Consider the following 15,434-nt stretch of genomic DNA (forward strand, 5'->3'; position numbering starts at 1 on the left):
CGTTTCGATGCGCGGGTTGTCAGTGACCGTCAGGATGAGCTGGGCAAGTTGGCCGTTGCGGCCAATACCCTGCGTGACTTCCTTGCCGATACCGTGGGGCGCCTGCAGGACAACGCCGGTGAACTGGACGCCGCCAGTGGTGAGTTGCGCACGTTGGCGGGCGGCATGGCCCGCGGCACTGACGACCAGTTCCAGCGTACCGACCAGGTGGCCACCGCGATGCATGAAATGTCGGCGACGGCCCAGGAGGTGGCGCGCCATGCCGTCGATGCGGCGCGTGCAGCCGACGATGCCGATCACAGTGCCCAGGCGGGCGAGCAGGTGATGCAGGCGACCATCGACACCATCGCCATGGTCAACCGCGAGATTGCCGGTACCGCGCAGGTGATTCGTCACCTGGAGCAGGACAGTGGCCGGATTGGCAAGGTGCTTGAGGTGATCCGCGGGATTGCCGAGCAGACCAACCTGCTGGCGCTGAACGCGGCCATTGAAGCGGCGCGGGCTGGGGAAGCCGGTCGCGGCTTTGCCGTGGTGGCGGATGAGGTGCGTAGTTTGGCGCAGCGTACCGGTGCGTCGATTGCCGAGATCAACCAGATCATCAGCGCGGTGCAGTCGGGCGCGGTGGAGGCCGTGAAGGCGATTGAAAGTGGTCAGGTGCGTAGCGAAGAGGGTGCCGAGCAGGTGCAGCGGGCCGGGGCAATGTTGCAGCGCATCACCCAGGCGGTGGAGGCGATTCGTGACATGAACCGGCAGATTGCCACGGCGGCTGAAGAGCAGACCAGCGTTGCCGAGGACATTTCGCGCAACCTGGTGGAGATCACCCGGATCGCCACTGACAACCAGGGTGCTGTGCAGCGTACCGAGCGGGCGGGGCAACGTTTGCATGCGCTGTCGGGGCAGTTGGGTGAAGTGACGGCGCGCCTCAAGGCATAAGAGCAATTTGTAGCCGCTGCCGCTAGGCTGCGCTGGAGCCCGCGAGGGCTCCCAAAGGCGACGCCTGCTATGCAGGCGAGCGCAGCCTGACGGCAGCGGCTACAGCGGGCTAGGCCCTCAACGTTCTATCAATGACGGCGCTTCTTGCCATCCGCCAGGTTGTTGCCCAGGGCACCACCGGCCGCGCCACCCAGGCCGGCACCAATCGCCGAACCGGTGCTGCCACCGAGCTTGCCACCGACCAGCGAACCACCCGCCGAACCCAGGCCGCCACCGATGGCTGCCTTGGTCTTGTTGCCTTTCTTCGCCGCCATGGCGCTACCGGCCGCACCCCCTACACCCGCACCCACGGCTGCGCCAGTGCTGCCGCCGAGCTTTTGCCCGACCACGTTACCCAGCACACCGCCCAGGCCGCCGCCAATGGCCGTCTGGCCATCGCCCGCCACAGCACCTTGTGCGAACAACAGGCCCAGGGTCAGGGCAGCAAGAGTCTTACGCATGTGAAACAACCTCTAAGGTAGGAAAAAAGGCGTGCATTCTGCGGTGCCGTGCCCCGCGGGGCAATCGTGGCAACCCGTGCTGGCACGCATTTGTTTTGCCCTGTGCAAACACGACAAAGCCCGCGCAAGGCGGGCTTTGCTGACTAGAAAAATGGTCGGGGAGACAGGATTCGAACCTGCGGCCTTCTCGTCCCGAACGAGACGCGCTACCTGGCTGCGCTACACCCCGATGAAGCAAATTCTAGTCAAGAAGTACTGCTAGGCAAGGCGCGTTACAGGTCCTTGACGGTGCGTACCTGATCCTTGTTGATCCGGGTGTTCTTGCCGTCCAGCTGTTCAAACTCGTAGAAACCGGACTCATCGTCGTAAGTCGGGGTGTCGACAGCCTGGATCTCGCGGCCGTCATTCAAGGTGATCACGGTTGGCGATGCGCAACCTGCGAGCGTGCCCAGGCCCAGAGCGAGGAAGAGGGCGGGAAGGGTCCGTTGAATCATCGTGTCTCTCCAGTCAAAAAAAGAGTTGCGTGTAATGTTCGTGAGACGCAAGTGCTTGGGGCAAAGTTCCTTGCCACTTCAGCATAGCGACAGATTCCACACATTGACCGGGAACAATGCCCCGGCCCCCCGCAGCCTCGGGCGGGGCGGTGGTGGCCTGTGATATAACGGTGGCCATTCTTCCCTCGTAATGGATCAAGGCCAGATGAAAGCCAAGGCTGATGCCCCCTTCGTCCCCCTCAACATCGCAGTACTGACGGTCAGCGATACCCGTACCTTTGAAACCGATACCTCCGGCCAGGTGTTCGTCGATCGCCTCGGCGCAGCCGGCCATCACCTCGCTGCCCGTGTGCTGCTCAAGGACGACCTGTACAAGATCCGCGCCCAGGTGGCGACCTGGATCGCTGATGAACAGGTGCAGGTAGTGTTGATAACTGGCGGTACCGGATTCACCGGGCGCGACAGTACCCCAGAGGCGGTTGCCTGCCTGCTCGACAAGCAGGTCGATGGTTTCGGCGAGCTGTTCCGGCAGATCTCCGTGGCCGACATCGGCACCTCCACCGTGCAGTCGCGTGCGTTGGCCGGCCTGGCCAATGGCACCCTGGTTTGCTGCCTGCCGGGTTCGACCAATGCCTGCCGCACTGGTTGGGACGGCATCCTGGCCGAGCAACTGGATTCGCGTCATCGCCCGTGCAACTTCGTTGCCCACCTGAAGCAGGCCGCGCCCTGTGAAACCCGTGGCTGAGGCCCCGGCGGTGAAGCCGTTGATGCCGGTTGAAGCGGCGCTGGAGCGTTTGCTGGCGCTGGCCGAAGCAGCGCCCATCCGCGAAACCGAGCAAGTAGCCCTGGCCGATGCAGAAGGCCGGGTGTTGGCCGGCAATCTGGTCGCCACGCTCGACCTGCCGCCTTGGCCAAACAGCGCCATGGACGGCTACGCCTTGCGCCTGGCCGACTGGCAGGGCGAGGCGTTGCCGGTCAGCCAGCGGATTTTCGCCGGCCATGCGCCTACGCCCCTGCAACCGGGCACCTGCGCGCGGATCTTCACCGGTGCACCGTTGCCGGCAGGTGCCGACTGCGTGGAAATGCAGGAAAACGCCGAGGTGCTGGACGACGGCCGCGTGCGCTTCGTCGAGCCCATTCACATCGGCCAGAACGTACGTCCGCAAGGCCAGGAGACCCGTGCCGGCGAAGAAGTGCTGGCGGCGGGCACGCGTTTGGGCCCGATCGAGTTGGGGCTGGCTGCTTCGCTCGGCTGCGCCAGCTTGACGGTGGTGCGCCGGGTGCGCGTTGCCGTGTTGTCCACTGGTGACGAACTGGTCGAGCCTGGCCTGCCGCTGGGGCCGGGGCAGATCTACAACAGCAATCGACGTCTGCTGGGCAGTTGGCTGCAACGCCTGGGCTGTGAGGTAGTGGACGCGGGCATCCTCCCGGATGACCTGGAAAAAACCCGAGCATGCCTGGCGCAACTGCACGCGGTCGACCTGATCCTGTCCACCGGCGGCGTGTCGGTAGGCGAAGCGGATTACCTGGGCATTGCCCTGCGCGAAGAAGGCGAGCTGGCTTTGTGGAAGTTGGCGATCAAGCCGGGCAAACCACTGACCTTCGGGCATTTTCGTGGTGTGCCGGTGATCGGGCTGCCGGGCAACCCGGCCTCGACCCTGGTCACCTTCGGCCTGCTGACCCGGCCGTACCTGCTGCGCCGTCAGGGCGTGCAGGATGTCACGCCGTTGCAGTTCCCGGTGCCCGCCGGTTTCGACTGGCCCAAGGCCGGCAACCGCCGCGAGTACCTGCGTGGGCGTATGGAGCAAGGCCAGGCGTTGATCTACAAGAACCAGAGCTCGGGGGTGCTGCGCAGCGCTGCCTGGGCCGAGGGCCTGGTCGAGGTGCTTGAAGAGACCACGCCACAGCGGGGGGACAGCGTCCGTTTCATCCCCCTTAGCGAACTACTCGGCTGAGCCCATCAGCCCGCTGGCCAGGCTGCCCTGGGCCAGCGGCAGCTGGGTTGAGAGCCGCGAGTAGATGCCTTCCAGTTGCTGGGCGGCCACGCTCCAGTCATGTTTCTCACTGACGAACTGCCGCGCAGCCTCTGACAGCTGGCGCATGCGCCAGGGCTGGTTGAGCAGTTGGGTGATGGTCAGGGCCAGGCTATCGCTGTCATCGCAACCCAGGTAGTGCTCGCCATTGCGTACGCCCAGGCCCGACGCGCCCTGGCGCGTTGTGACCACCGGCAGCCCGGCGGCCATGGCTTCAAGCAGCTTGATCTTGCACCCGCCACCATGGCGCAGCGGTGCGAAGAACAGCGCCGAATGGCGTTGCAACTCGCGCAGGTCCGGCAGGTAACCCACCCATTCAATGCGCGGGTCGTTCCAGCGCAGTTTCCAGTGCCCAGGCAATGCATTGCCGACCACGGCCAGGCGCACGGCCGGGTTGTTCTGCCAGATCTGCGGCAGGATCTCCTCAAGCGCCCATTCAATGGCCTCGACATTCGCGCCGTACTCGAAATTGCCGACAAACAGCAAGCGCTGGCTGTGCGGGCACGGGCTGATGTGCTGGTAGTGCGCGCAGTCCACGCCGTTGACCGCCAGGGCGGTCGGGCGCCCGGTCAGTTGGCTGATCTGTTCGGCGTCGTGGGGGCTCACCGCGACCACCTCGTTGGCCTGCTGGAGCACGCGCGCTTCCCAGCGGCGGTAGCGCCAGCGATCAAAGCTGTTGAACGGGCGCAGCCACAGCGGCAGGCGGTCCTGGCAGGCGGCGCCGGTGGCCCATTCGATATTGTGTTCACTGACCATGAACGGCAAGCCACGGCTTTGCAGGGCCCGTTCGAAGGGCTGGAAGCTGTAGCTGTGCTCGATCTGGATCACATCCCAGGGTTCCTCCAGCAATGCTTCGAAACGGTGACGCAGACGAGGTGCCAGGCCGTTGGTGCTGGCGCGCATCGGGTAGCTGAAGCAACAGGCCGCGAGCAAGTTGAGCGGGCTGTGCAGCGGGCGCCGTGGCAGGACGATCAGGCGCTCGACCAGAGGTTCGAGCGCCACGCGCGCCGCCTCGCTAAGGGGCACCCTGGACTGGACCAGCAAGGTGATGCGGTGGCCGCGTTCGGCCAGGCTGCGCAGCAGGTGAAATTGCCGGGTCTTGTTGCCACTGGTGGTAGGCCAGGGCAGGTAGGGGAGTGTCCAGAGTACGCGCATGACCCCTTACTCGCTTGCCGGATGGGCGTCTGAAGGTGGGTGGGACGCTCGCATGGTCGTGTGCCAGGGCGGATTTTTTTCAGAATCGCGAGCGGTGGTCTTTCAAGTAAAGGTCAAAAGAATGGCTTTTCCAGCCTGAATATTTGCTTGAGCCAAATTATTGTCGGGCGTTTGTCGGGCTGATCGGCAGGTTTCCTTTGTGTGGCAGGGAGCTATCCTCTGCGGCGTGTGGTCGAGATAGTCAGGCTGGCCGACGAATGGCCGCAGTTGGGCAATTTTTATGAGAGGGATGGCATGACGAACGAGCGCAAGGCACTGCTGATCCTGCATGGCAAGCAGGCGATGAACGAAGAGGTTCGCCAGGCCGTCAACGTCATGCGCGAGCGTGGCTGGCAACTGGATGTGCGGGTGACCTGGGAGGGCGGTGACGCCCAGCGCCTGGTGGCTGAGGCGTTGGCTGCGGGCTATTCACAGTTGATCGCTGGCGGAGGTGACGGCACTTTGCGTGATGTCGCCGAGGCCATGGCCAAGGCGGCAACCCAGGCCAGCCTGGTGCTGCTGCCCCTGGGCACGGCCAATGATTTCGCCAAGGCGGCCGGCGTGCCGCTGGAGCCGGAGGCGGCGCTGGCATTGCTGGAGGTGCCTGCGCGGGCCATCGACCTGGGTGAAGTGGGCGGGCAGGTCTTTCTCAACATGGCTACCGGCGGCTTTGGCAGCCAGGTCACCGCCAATACTTCGGAAGACCTGAAGAAGGTGTTGGGCGCGGCGGCCTACCTGTTCACCGGGCTTTCGCGTTTTACCGAGCTGCGGGCCGCCTCCATTGAACTGCACGGGCCAGACTTCCAGTGGCAGGGGGACCTGCTGGCGCTGGGTATCGGCAATGGCCGGCAGGCGGGCGGTGGGCATCCGCTTTGCCCGCAGGCGTTGGTGGATGACGGCCTGCTGGATATCAGCATCCTGCCGGCCCCGCAGGAGGTGGTCAGTACCCTGCGCGACCTGCTGTCAGACGGCCTGGGGCTGGAAAAGCTGTTTGTTCGGGCGCGCCTGCCCTGGGTCGAGATCAAGAGCTCGCAAGGGCTGGACATCAACCTCGATGGCGAGCCCCTGCAAGGCGACAATTTGCGCTTCCAGGCGTTGCCAGGGGCCCTGCGGGTGCACTTGCCGATGGGCTCGGCGTTGCTCAGTCGTCCAGACTGATGATCTGCTCGCGCACGGCGAACAGCACCAGGCCTGCCACGTCGTAGATCTGCAGGCGCTTCATGATCTGCGAGCGGTGGGTTTCTACCGTCTTGATGCTCAAGCCCAGGCCCTGGGCGATTTCCCGGGTGGACTTGCCCCGTACGATCAGGCGCAGGATCTCCAGTTGCCGGGCCGTCAGGTTGTGGTTGTCGCTGACTTCAGGCTTTGCCTGGGCGCGCAACAGCGCCTGGTTGATCACCGTGTGGGCAATCGCCGGGCTCAGGTAGCGCTCGTCACTGCGCAGTGCCGCCAGGGCCTGCTCCAGCTCGACTGCGGTGGTGTCCTTGAGCAGGTAGCCATGGGCGCCGGTTTCCAGGGCTTGCATGATCAGTTCGGGGTCGGTGTGCATCGACAGGATCAGCACCTTGCTGCGACAGCCCATCGCTTGCAGCCGGCCCAGCGCCTCCAGGCCGCCAGTGCAGCGCATGGAGATGTCCAGCAGGATGATGTCCGGGTCCAGTTGCATCACCAGTTCGGGCAACTGGCTGCCATCGCTGGCTTCACCGACGACGGCATAGCCGGGAATGTCAGAGACCAGCGCACGGACACCTGCGCGGATCAGGGAGTGGTCATCCACCAACAACAAATTACAGGTCATGTGGCTTTACTTGTGTTGGCACGCTCGAGGGCTCGAGGTGGCCAGGGAAAGAGTGCATTGATCTGCGTGCCTTTGCCAGGCTCGCTGTGGACTGTCAGGTTGCCGTTGAGCAGGTGGGTCCGCTCGACCATGCCGGACATGCCGCGCTGGCCTTCATCGGCGGGATGGGTGGCGGGGACGAAACCCGCACCGTCGTCATTGATGCTCAGGGCCAGGCCCTCGGGCGTGCGCTGGATACGCACGATCAGGTTGGTGGCGCTGGCATGGCGCAGCATGTTGGTCACGGCTTCCTGGGTGATGCGGAAGGCGGCGATGGCCATGTCTTCCGGGATGCCGTCCAGGCGCTGCTTGCATTGCAGGCTCCAGTGCACCTCGGTGTTCTCCAGCGTGCGCAGCAAATGCGCGCGCAGGCTCGCCTCAAGGCCCAGGCTGGCCAGTTGGCGGGGGTTGAGGATGGCCGAAACATCGCGAACATTGGCCAGGGTGTCATCCAGGGTCTGACGCAGCGTTGTGCACTGCGCCTGCAGTTCTTCCGGCATGCGCCGTTGCAGCCAGTCGGCTTGGAGTTTTGCGGCGGTGAGCATCTGGCCGATATCGTCGTGCAGCTCCCGGCTCAGGCGTTGGCGCTCGCTTTCCTGTACCTGGAGCAACCGCTCGGCAAGCTCTTGCGGGCGCATGGCGATCGAACGTGCAGCCTGGTGCAACTGCCAGCCGATACCGAGCATCGCAACCAGCTGCAACGTCAGCAAGCTGGCCGGCATCGGCGCGCCTTGCAGGTACAGGAAGAGGTTTGCTGCTACGGAGGCCAGGCAGAGCAAAGCGCTGGTCCAGTGGAGCAGGGAGGCTCCGGAGGGACAGCGCTTGAGAGTCTTGAGGCTTGAGAACATAGGGAATGGAGCCACTGGAGTGTCGCGGTTGAAAACCAGCCAAAAGATCAACGGAACGCGTTGGTCGTAGTGCCTACGATAACTTTAGTTAGTCGGATTCCGTTGGGGGTATCAGGTAACTTTTTTTATACGCTGAAACCGCCATATTTCAGCACGTCGACTGTTGGCGTGCGGCTCGCGTTGTGCATGGTATCACTTCGCATGGAATTGGTCGCGGGGTGTGGCAAATGTCTGCAGCGTCAGGTTTTACGGGGTGGTACGAGCGTTCCGGAAGGTGCGAATTCTAGCACTTTGCTATCACGGCGGACGATATAAAGCATGTCTTATTGGCGGCCCTGTACTTGTTTTCCATTACCGACAGGGAGGTCCTGGGTAATTGCAAAGTTTGAGCTTATTACTCGGAAAAGTCTGTCGGGATGTTACGTGGTGTACGCCAACTACAGGACGTATTAGTTGGCGCTAATTTATTGACCTGGTTTATCGGTCAAACTCGGCAGCCCTGCCGGACAGTGCCGCTGAGCGTGGGCCGTCTGCGGAGTGGTCGCAGGGTTGCGCCGTCTCGATGCAGGCTGTGCAGGCCGAAGGTGCAACCTTGAGGGTGGCGCTCAGGGTGTCGAGTAATTCGAGTTGCTCCTGGTTGTCCAGGCTCAGTTTGCCGGTGTGTGGATCGATCAGCTCAAGTTGCCATTCCACCAGTACCAGGCAGGCTTGCAGTGCATTGAGGCTGGCGTCTTGCAGGCGGTCGTGGCACTCGGTGGGCTCGAGCAGTTGGCGCAGATGCTCGCAGAACCCGGCAATTTGCGGCTGGCTGTGGCTTTTGGCCTGGCTGACCAGGCTGGCGAGGGTTTTTAGCAGGCAGTCGCAGGCATCGGCATCGTGGCCAATCAATTCCAGGTGCTGCAGGCACTCCTGGGCGCGGATCAGCAAAACCTGGGCTTCGCTCAGAAAGTCGTGAAGGGAGCTCATATCCATCGAGTCATGTGGCATCGGTCGGCCCTCGCGGGGTGCAAGCCTGTAAAAGGCCTGGGCGGCGGGCGTTTGGCAGGGCAAAAGCAGGGGCGGGCCACAACAAGGCGATAGCGAGCAAAAGCCTGACTCCGTTCATGCAATGAGAATGGCGTCACATTAATGGCTAATGGATATTGCGAACATCAGGTCTCGCCCGATTGCGACTAGGGGATTCCCTGATGAGGGTTTCTGAATGCGACCTGTTGCAGATCGAAACGACAGGAATGGAGTGAGCGCAGTAAAGCATGATGCTAAAGTGACATCAATGCCCCTCGTTGTATTTTCTTTGGGGCATCAAGCTGCGTCACAACCGGCCGATAAGAGGTCGACGTACTTCATTTTTGCAATACGCCTTGGGGGATTCAATGGCTGGCATTCTCGACACGGTAGACCAACGGACACAACTGGTAGGTGAGAACCGCCTGGAAATCCTCATGTTCCGCCTGGCGGGTCGTCAGCTGTTCGCGATCAACGTGTTCAAGGTCCAGGAAGTCCTGCAACTGCCCAAGCTGACCCTGATGCCGCAGCGTCACGCGTACGTCTGTGGCGTGGTCAACCTGCGTGGCCAGACGCTGCCGGTAATCGACCTGTCGCAGGCCATCGGTATGCGGCCGATTGTGCCGGGGCCCAACAGCACCATCATCGTCACCGAGTACAACCGTTCGGTGCAGGCGTTCCTGGTAGGGGGCGTGGACCGCATCGTCAACATGAACTGGGAGGCCATCCTGCCACCGCCGACCAGTGCCGGTCGCCAGCATTACCTGACGGCGATCAGCAAGGTGGACGAGCAGTTGGTGGAGATCATCGACGTCGAGAAGGTACTGGCCGAGATCGTGCCGTACAACGCCAAGGTCTCCCGCGACAAGCTCGAAGACCCGGTGTTGGCGCGGGCACGTGGGCGTGAAGTGCTGCTGGTGGACGACTCCACGGTGGCGCTGGCGCAGCTGCGCGAAACCCTGTCGCAGCTTGGCGTGAAGATGCATGTGGCCAGTGATGGCCTGAAAGCGTTGAAGCTGCTCAAGAGCTGGGCGGATGCGGGCGAAGATGTCTGCGAGAAATTGCTGATGATCTTTACCGACGCCGAAATGCCGGAGATGGATGGTTACCGCCTGACCACCGAGATCCGCAACGATGCGCGCCTGCGCGGCCTCTATGTGGTGCTGCACACCTCGTTGTCGGGCAGTTTCAACGAATCGATGGTGAAGAAGGTCGGCTGCGACAACTTCCTCTCCAAGTTCCAGCCGGACAAGCTGGTCGACGTGGTGCGCCAGCGCCTGATGCTCGACGAAGCCACGGCCTGATCCTGCATGTGCCGGGCAGCGTTTGCCCGGCGCGCGGTGTAAGCTGGCGCTCTTCGATCATCTTGAGGGCAGGCAGCCATGCAGTTGAGTGCGCTTTACCGTTATCCACTTAAGTCCGCCCGGGGCGAAGCCCTTGAGCGCTCGGCCACCGGGTTGCTGGGGTTGGTTGGGGATCGCCGCTGGATGCTGGTAGACCGTGACAGCGGTCGCTTCCTGACCCAGCGGGCCTTTGCCCAGATGAGCCAGCTGTCGGCGCTGTATGCGCCCGACGGCGGCTTGCTGCTCAGTGCTGCCGGGCAGGCGCCGCTGCATGTGGCGGTGCCTGAGGCGAGCGAGGCGCTGCGGGGGGTGACGATCTGGCGTGACACCTTTCGTGTACCGGATGCCGGGGACGCTGCAGCTGACTGGCTGAGTGCGTTTATCGGCAAGCCGGTGCGGCTGGTGCATGTGCCGCAGGAGCGCACGCGATTTTTGCCTTCCGGGTATGGTCAGATTGATGATCGCGTGGCGTTTGCCGATGGTTTTCCCCTGCTGTTGATTGGCCAGGGATCGTTGGATGACCTGGTTGGACGGGTTGGGCGGCCGTTGGCGATGGAGCGCTTCAGGCCCAACCTGGTGATCACCGGGAGTACGGCGTTCGCTGAAGATGGCTGGAAGCGGATTCGCATCGGGACGCAGGATTTTCGGGTGCTCAAGCCGTGTTCGCGGTGCATCTTGACCACCATCGACCCGCAAACCGGGGAGCGTAGTGATGACCGTGAGCCGCTGACGACGCTCAAGACCTATCGGGAGAAAGAGGGGGATGTGATGTTTGGGCAGAACCTGGTGGCCGATGGGGAAGGGGTGCTTGAGGTGGGCATGGATGTTGTGGTGTTGGAGTAGTTTTTGATGGGGGTGTGGGGCTTTCGGGCCTCTTGCGCCCCGGCGGCAGATCACGATCAATGCTGCGCTCCGGCGCCCCGACAAGCCCCCGTAGCCGCTGCCGTGAGGCTGCGCTCGCCTGCATAGCAGGCGCCGCCTTTGGGAGCCCTCACGGGCTCCAGCGCAGCCTATCGGCAGCGGCTACAAAAAGGGTGCAAGACAGTTGTTCCCACAGTGTGTGGCTTTGCTTTGTGTGATGTACACAAATCGCTGAGTGGAGCCTGCACGGAGCCTTGGACGGCCCTGCGGAGTGTGGGCAGGAGAGGGGCCTGCGAGGCCCCTACAGCTTGGATTAGCACACAAGCCTACTGATCATCAAAATACCGCTCATGCCAATCCACCAACGGCTGCGGCGAATTCAGCTTCTGCCCGTAGATCACCGAATAAGACAGCACGTTCTGCACATACTGGCGCGTCTCATCAAATGGAATCGACTCAACCCACACGTCGAAGCTCAGGTGGTCCGCCCCGCGCAGCCACTGCCGAACCCGCCCAGGCCCCGCGTTGTAGGCGGCAGACGCCAACACCCGGTTGCCATTGAACTGGCTGTGCACCTGGCTCAGGTATGCAGCCCCCAGCTGAATGTTCTTGTCCGGGTTGAACACCTGCGCCGGGGAGGCCAACGGAATGTTGAACTTGCGCGCGGTCTCCTTGGCCGTCGCCGGCATCAATTGCATCAGGCCGCTGGCCCCCACGCTGGACCGCGCATCGTCCATGAAGGCACTTTCCTGACGGGTAATCGCAAATACCCAGCTGGAATGCAGGCCCCGTACCTTGGCTTCACGCACCAACGTGTCGCGATGCGCCATCGGGAAGCGGATGTCCAGGTCGTCCCAGTACTGCGCCTGGCTGATGGTACGAATTGCCGGGAAGTACCAGCGCAACTCGTACGCCAGGCGCGCCTGGGCAACCATTTCGTCACGGCTGAAGTGCCGGCTGACGTGGTACCACTCGCGGCGCCCATCGACGATCTGCCCGCGTGCATGGAATTCCAGCGCCCGACGCACGCCCGGCGTATTGCGCACCTTGTTGATCAGCGCCTGGCTCAATACCAGCGGCTTGTTGTTCAGTTGATAAGGCGTCTGCGCCCGATCCGCCGCCAGGAAGCCATAGAAATCACGCTCGCGCGCCACGGTCTTGTACAGCAGCGGAACCTGCGGGTTCTTCGGCTGCGCCAGTTCCAGGCTGCGCGCCTGCCAGTAGCGCCAGCGGTTGGTCGTGGCCAGGTCTTGCGGCAGACGACGGGTCAGATCGTAGGCGTCTTCCCAGCGACCCAGGCGCAGCAGCAGGCGCAGGCGCCATTCGGTAACGGTGTTGTCGCGCAACTCCGGGTCGTACTTGGTCATCAGGTCCAGCGCGCGCGGGTCATAACGACGCGCCAGGGTCAGGCCGATTTCATTGGCGATGGCGACTTTCTCATCGCGCGAGAAATGCATGCGGTTGGCATAGTCGTCGAGCAGCGCCATGGCGCGCTCCGGGTCTTGCCGGGCAAGGCGGCGCAGGCCCAGGCTGACCACGTCGGACATCGCCTCATCGACAGGTACGAAGCGCCCTGGCTGGTTCAGCAGCTCAGGCTTTTGCGCCACATCAACCAGCAAGCGACCTTGTGCACCCAGGGTATTCAGCGACTTCACCAGGCTGTTGGCCAAGGCATAGTTGCGTGCCTGCGCGGCGAGCTTGGCACGCTGCCAACGCTTCTGTTCGGTGAGCTGGCCCTGGGCCGCCCACAAGTCAAACAGGGCATCGCAGGCCGCAGGCTGCGACTTGCCAACCAACCAGAGTTTCTCGGTGTTGGCGTAGCCTTCGGCCTTCAGGTTGTGGCTGAGCTGGTACTGGCCATTGAGGCAGTCCAACTCGGTGAAATTCATTTTCGGGTCGTAATACTTGACGAACGTCGGCCATTCGCCGCGATCAGCCAACCAACGCAACCAGCGCAGTTTCATCCAGTTGGCCTGGGGCAGGTCGCCGTGCTGGGCCAGGAAACGCTCGATTTCTTCGTTGCTGGCGGTCTTCAGGCGAGCCGTCAGCTCGTCATACGCCAGATAAGGCTCCAGCGGATAATCACGCAGGGCCTGTTCGTAACGGCGGTAGGGGCCGCTGTCACCCTTGGCCAGGGCGCGCTTGGCTTCGTCGTAGTACTGACGTTGCTGGGTGAGGTCGGCAGCCTGCGCGGCGTTGGCCGCGGTGGCAGAGAGGAGCAGGCAGGAAACAAGGCTGAGCAGGCGGCGCATGATACTTCCGGACAGTTTGACCAAAACGAGTGTCGGCGTCGCCAGCACTGATGGGTTACGGGCTTAAGCTTAGCTGTTTGCCGGGGGCGGATGAAAGCATTGTGCTTGTATCTGGACGTAAGCGCGACGACGGACCGCTCGCGGTTACACGTAATGTGAAGGAGGCCCAAGTCAGGTAGAATGCGCGCCCTGTTTTTGGAGAAGATCATGACCCTGCTCAAATTAAGCGATGTGTCCCTTGCGTTCGGCGCCATGCCGTTGCTGGACAAGGTGTCCTGGCAGATCGCCCGTGGTGAGCGGGTCTGCATCATCGGCCGCAATGGCACAGGCAAATCAAGCATGCTGCGCCTGGTGAAGGGCGATCAGAAGCCCGATGAAGGCGATGTCTGGCGCGCACCCGGGCTGAAAATCGGCGAGCTGCCGCAGGAACTGCCAGTCGCCGACGGGCGGACGGTTTTCGACGTGGTTGCCGAAGGCCTCGACGGGGTTGGCGCGCTGCTCGCCGAATACCATCACCTGAGCCAGAACATTCACACCGACGCCGACCTCGAGAAGCTCATGCACGTCCAGCATGACCTCGAAGCCCGCGACGGCTGGCGTCTGCAGCAACTGGTCGACAGCACCCTGAGCCGCCTGCAACTGCCGGCCGACAAGACCCTGGCCGAGCTGTCCGGTGGCTGGCGTCGCCGCGTGCTGCTGGCCCAGGCGCTGGTGTCCGAACCGGACCTGCTGCTGCTCGACGAACCAACCAACCACCTGGACATCGGCGCCATTGCCTGGCTTGAAGATGCCCTGAGCAGTTTCGGCGGCGCCGTGCTGTTCATTACCCACGACCGGTCCTTCTTGCAGAACCTGGCCAACCGCATCCTCGAACTGGACCGTGGCGGCCTGATCGACTGGAATGGCGATTACGCCAGCTTCCTGGTGCACAAGGAAGCCATGCTTTCCGCGGAAGAAACCGCCAACGCGCTGTTCGACAAGCGCCTGGCCCAGGAAGAAGTGTGGATTCGCCAGGGCATCAAGGCCCGTCGCACCCGTAACGAAGGCCGCGTACGTGCGCTGAAGGAACTGCGCGTCGAGCGTGGCGAGCGCCGCGAGCGTCAGGGCAAGGCCAACATCCAGCTCGACGTTGCGGAGAAATCCGGCAAGCAGGTGATGGTGCTGGAGAACGTTTCCTTCGCTCACCCGGGCGGGCCGAACCTGGTCAAGGATTTCTCCATGGTGCTGCAGCGCGAAGACCGCATCGGTCTGCTCGGCGCCAACGGTACCGGCAAGACCACGCTGCTCAAGCTGATGCTCGGCGACCTGGAGCCCACCGGCGGCAAGGTCGAGTCCGGCACGCGCCTGGAAGTGGCCTACTTCGACCAGTTGCGCCATCAGTTGGACCTGGAAAAGACCGTGATCGAGAACCTCGCCGAAGGGCGCGACTTCATCGAGATCGACGGCCAGAACCGCCATGTCCTGAGCTACCTCGGTGACTTCCTGTTCAGCCCGCAGCGTGCCCGCACGCCGGTCAAGGCGCTGTCCGGGGGCGAGCGTGCGCGTCTGCTGCTGGCCAAACTGTTCAGCAAGCCGGCCAACCTGCTGGTACTCGACGAACCGACCAACGACCTCGACGTCGAAACCCTCGAGCTGCTCGAAGAAGTGCTGGCAGCCTTCAAGGGCACCGTACTGATGGTCAGTCACGACCGGGCATTCCTCGACAACGTGGTGACCAGCACGCTGGTGTTCGAAGGCGAAGGCAAGGTCCGCGAATACGTCGGTGGCTACCAGGACTGGATCCGTCAAGGCGGATCGCCGAAGTTGCTCGGTGTGTCCGAGAGCAAGTCCGGCAAGTCGGAGCTGAACACTGCCGTGGTCGAAGCCGCAGCGCCTGCGCCGGTGGCGGCACCCGCTGCCGAGACCAAGAAGAAGCTCAGCTACAAGCTGCAGCGCGAGCTGGAGGCTCTGCCAGGCCAGATCGACGCGGTGGAGCAGAAGATGGCTGCCGTACAGGCGCAAATCTCTGACGCGGGCTTCTACCAGCGCCCGATTGACCAGACCACTGCGGTACTGGCCAGCCTGGAGCAATTGCAGGCCGAGCTGGACGTGCTGGTCGAGCGCTGGGCTGAACTCGACAGCTGAGGGGAGGGCA

General features: G+C 63.0%; 14 protein-coding genes and 1 tRNA gene. 7 read left to right on the top strand and 8 right to left on the bottom strand.

Annotated features, from left to right (window positions below; translation table 11 throughout):
• Positions 1-324 precede the first annotated feature (324 nt).
• Entirely contained in the window at positions 325-933 is a 609-nt protein-coding gene (locus M5G11_RS27630) for a methyl-accepting chemotaxis protein (RefSeq protein WP_420793893.1), read from the top strand.
• Positions 934-1,061: 128 nt separating this feature from the next.
• Here the strand turns inward: M5G11_RS27630 and M5G11_RS17580 are convergent, their stop codons facing one another.
• From M5G11_RS17580 to M5G11_RS17590, 3 genes are all read right to left on the bottom strand, one after another.
• The gene (locus M5G11_RS17580; RefSeq protein ID WP_273913285.1) at positions 1,062-1,433 is read right to left on the bottom strand and encodes a bacteriocin; all 372 of its coding nucleotides are present in this window, start codon (positions 1,431-1,433) and stop codon (positions 1,062-1,064) included.
• Between the two features lie 152 nt (positions 1,434-1,585).
• Positions 1,586-1,662: transfer RNA gene (locus M5G11_RS17585), tRNA-Pro, on the bottom strand.
• A gap of 43 nt (positions 1,663-1,705) precedes the next feature.
• Positions 1,706-1,927 (bottom strand): YgdI/YgdR family lipoprotein, encoded by a 222-nt coding sequence (locus tag M5G11_RS17590; protein WP_273913284.1) that lies wholly within the window; start codon positions 1,925-1,927, stop codon positions 1,706-1,708.
• Positions 1,928-2,132: 205 nt separating this feature from the next.
• Here M5G11_RS17590 and moaB point away from each other — a divergent pair, with 205 nt between their 5' ends.
• Together moaB and M5G11_RS17600 are read left to right on the top strand one after the other, a co-directional pair.
• Entirely contained in the window at positions 2,133-2,672 is a 540-nt protein-coding gene (gene moaB, locus M5G11_RS17595) for a molybdenum cofactor biosynthesis protein B (protein WP_273913283.1), read from the top strand.
• A 22-nt stretch (positions 2,673-2,694) separates the two neighbouring features.
• Positions 2,695-3,882 (top strand): molybdopterin molybdotransferase MoeA, encoded by a 1,188-nt coding sequence (locus M5G11_RS17600; protein ID WP_273913306.1) that lies wholly within the window; start codon positions 2,695-2,697, stop codon positions 3,880-3,882.
• Here M5G11_RS17600 and M5G11_RS17605 read toward each other — a convergent pair.
• Positions 3,871-5,115 carry a glycosyltransferase family 4 protein gene (locus M5G11_RS17605; protein WP_273913282.1) on the bottom strand — a complete coding sequence of 415 codons (1,245 nt, stop codon included), beginning with the start codon at positions 5,113-5,115 and terminating at the stop codon, positions 3,871-3,873. The two genes, M5G11_RS17600 and M5G11_RS17605, sit on opposite strands and share 12 nt — an antisense overlap.
• A gap of 294 nt (positions 5,116-5,409) precedes the next feature.
• Here M5G11_RS17605 and yegS point away from each other — a divergent pair, with 294 nt between their 5' ends.
• On the top strand, positions 5,410-6,312 hold the full coding sequence (gene yegS, locus M5G11_RS17610) for a lipid kinase YegS (RefSeq protein ID WP_273913280.1): 903 nt from the start codon (positions 5,410-5,412) through the stop codon (positions 6,310-6,312).
• On the opposite strand, the gene M5G11_RS17615 is transcribed toward yegS, so the two are convergent.
• From M5G11_RS17615 to M5G11_RS17625, 3 genes are all read right to left on the bottom strand, one after another.
• Positions 6,296-6,952, bottom strand: a complete 657-nt coding sequence (locus tag M5G11_RS17615) for a response regulator (RefSeq protein ID WP_273913279.1) — start codon at positions 6,950-6,952, stop codon at positions 6,296-6,298. The two genes, yegS and M5G11_RS17615, sit on opposite strands and share 17 nt — an antisense overlap.
• Positions 6,949-7,839 carry a sensor histidine kinase gene (locus tag M5G11_RS17620; protein ID WP_273913305.1) on the bottom strand — a complete coding sequence of 297 codons (891 nt, stop codon included), beginning with the start codon at positions 7,837-7,839 and terminating at the stop codon, positions 6,949-6,951. The genes M5G11_RS17615 and M5G11_RS17620 overlap by 4 nt, the downstream gene beginning before the upstream one ends.
• Before the next feature lie 477 nt (positions 7,840-8,316).
• Entirely contained in the window at positions 8,317-8,805 is a 489-nt protein-coding gene (locus tag M5G11_RS17625; RefSeq protein WP_273913277.1) for a histidine kinase, read from the bottom strand.
• A 407-nt stretch (positions 8,806-9,212) separates the two neighbouring features.
• Here M5G11_RS17625 and M5G11_RS17630 point away from each other — a divergent pair, with 407 nt between their 5' ends.
• Entirely contained in the window at positions 9,213-10,148 is a 936-nt protein-coding gene (locus M5G11_RS17630) for a chemotaxis protein CheV (protein WP_273913275.1), read from the top strand.
• A 78-nt stretch (positions 10,149-10,226) separates the two neighbouring features.
• On the top strand, positions 10,227-11,030 hold the full coding sequence (locus M5G11_RS17635) for an MOSC domain-containing protein (RefSeq protein ID WP_273913274.1): 804 nt from the start codon (positions 10,227-10,229) through the stop codon (positions 11,028-11,030).
• A 344-nt stretch (positions 11,031-11,374) separates the two neighbouring features.
• On the opposite strand, the gene M5G11_RS17640 is transcribed toward M5G11_RS17635, so the two are convergent.
• Positions 11,375-13,303, bottom strand: coding sequence for a transglycosylase SLT domain-containing protein (locus tag M5G11_RS17640; protein WP_273913304.1), 1,929 nt, complete (start codon positions 13,301-13,303; stop codon positions 11,375-11,377).
• Positions 13,304-13,507: 204 nt separating this feature from the next.
• Between M5G11_RS17640 and M5G11_RS17645 the strand changes: the two genes are divergently transcribed.
• On the top strand, positions 13,508-15,424 hold the full coding sequence (locus M5G11_RS17645; RefSeq protein WP_273913272.1) for an ATP-binding cassette domain-containing protein: 1,917 nt from the start codon (positions 13,508-13,510) through the stop codon (positions 15,422-15,424).
• Positions 15,425-15,434: the final 10 nt, after the last annotated feature.

It is taken from the genome of Pseudomonas fontis, from assembly GCF_028656955.1.
GTDB classification, from domain to species: Bacteria; Pseudomonadota; Gammaproteobacteria; order Pseudomonadales; family Pseudomonadaceae; genus Aquipseudomonas; species Aquipseudomonas fontis.

Coding starts and splice junctions, on each gene's coding strand:
- M5G11_RS17645 (WP_273913272.1), top strand. CDS start 13,508: ATGACCCTGCTCAAATTAAGCGATGTGTCCCTTGCGTTCGGCGCCATG.
- moaB (WP_273913283.1), top strand. CDS start 2,133: ATGAAAGCCAAGGCTGATGCCCCCTTCGTCCCCCTCAACATCGCAGTA.
- yegS (WP_273913280.1), top strand. CDS start 5,410: ATGACGAACGAGCGCAAGGCACTGCTGATCCTGCATGGCAAGCAGGCG.
- M5G11_RS27630 (WP_420793893.1), top strand. CDS start 325: ATGCAGGCGACCATCGACACCATCGCCATGGTCAACCGCGAGATTGCC.
- M5G11_RS17600 (WP_273913306.1), top strand. CDS start 2,695: ATGCCGGTTGAAGCGGCGCTGGAGCGTTTGCTGGCGCTGGCCGAAGCA.
- M5G11_RS17615 (WP_273913279.1), bottom strand. CDS start 6,952: ATGACCTGTAATTTGTTGTTGGTGGATGACCACTCCCTGATCCGCGCA.
- M5G11_RS17605 (WP_273913282.1), bottom strand. CDS start 5,115: ATGCGCGTACTCTGGACACTCCCCTACCTGCCCTGGCCTACCACCAGT.
- M5G11_RS17590 (WP_273913284.1), bottom strand. CDS start 1,927: ATGATTCAACGGACCCTTCCCGCCCTCTTCCTCGCTCTGGGCCTGGGC.
- M5G11_RS17625 (WP_273913277.1), bottom strand. CDS start 8,805: ATGAGCTCCCTTCACGACTTTCTGAGCGAAGCCCAGGTTTTGCTGATC.
- M5G11_RS17630 (WP_273913275.1), top strand. CDS start 9,213: ATGGCTGGCATTCTCGACACGGTAGACCAACGGACACAACTGGTAGGT.
- M5G11_RS17620 (WP_273913305.1), bottom strand. CDS start 7,839: ATGTTCTCAAGCCTCAAGACTCTCAAGCGCTGTCCCTCCGGAGCCTCC.
- M5G11_RS17580 (WP_273913285.1), bottom strand. CDS start 1,433: ATGCGTAAGACTCTTGCTGCCCTGACCCTGGGCCTGTTGTTCGCACAA.
- M5G11_RS17635 (WP_273913274.1), top strand. CDS start 10,227: ATGCAGTTGAGTGCGCTTTACCGTTATCCACTTAAGTCCGCCCGGGGC.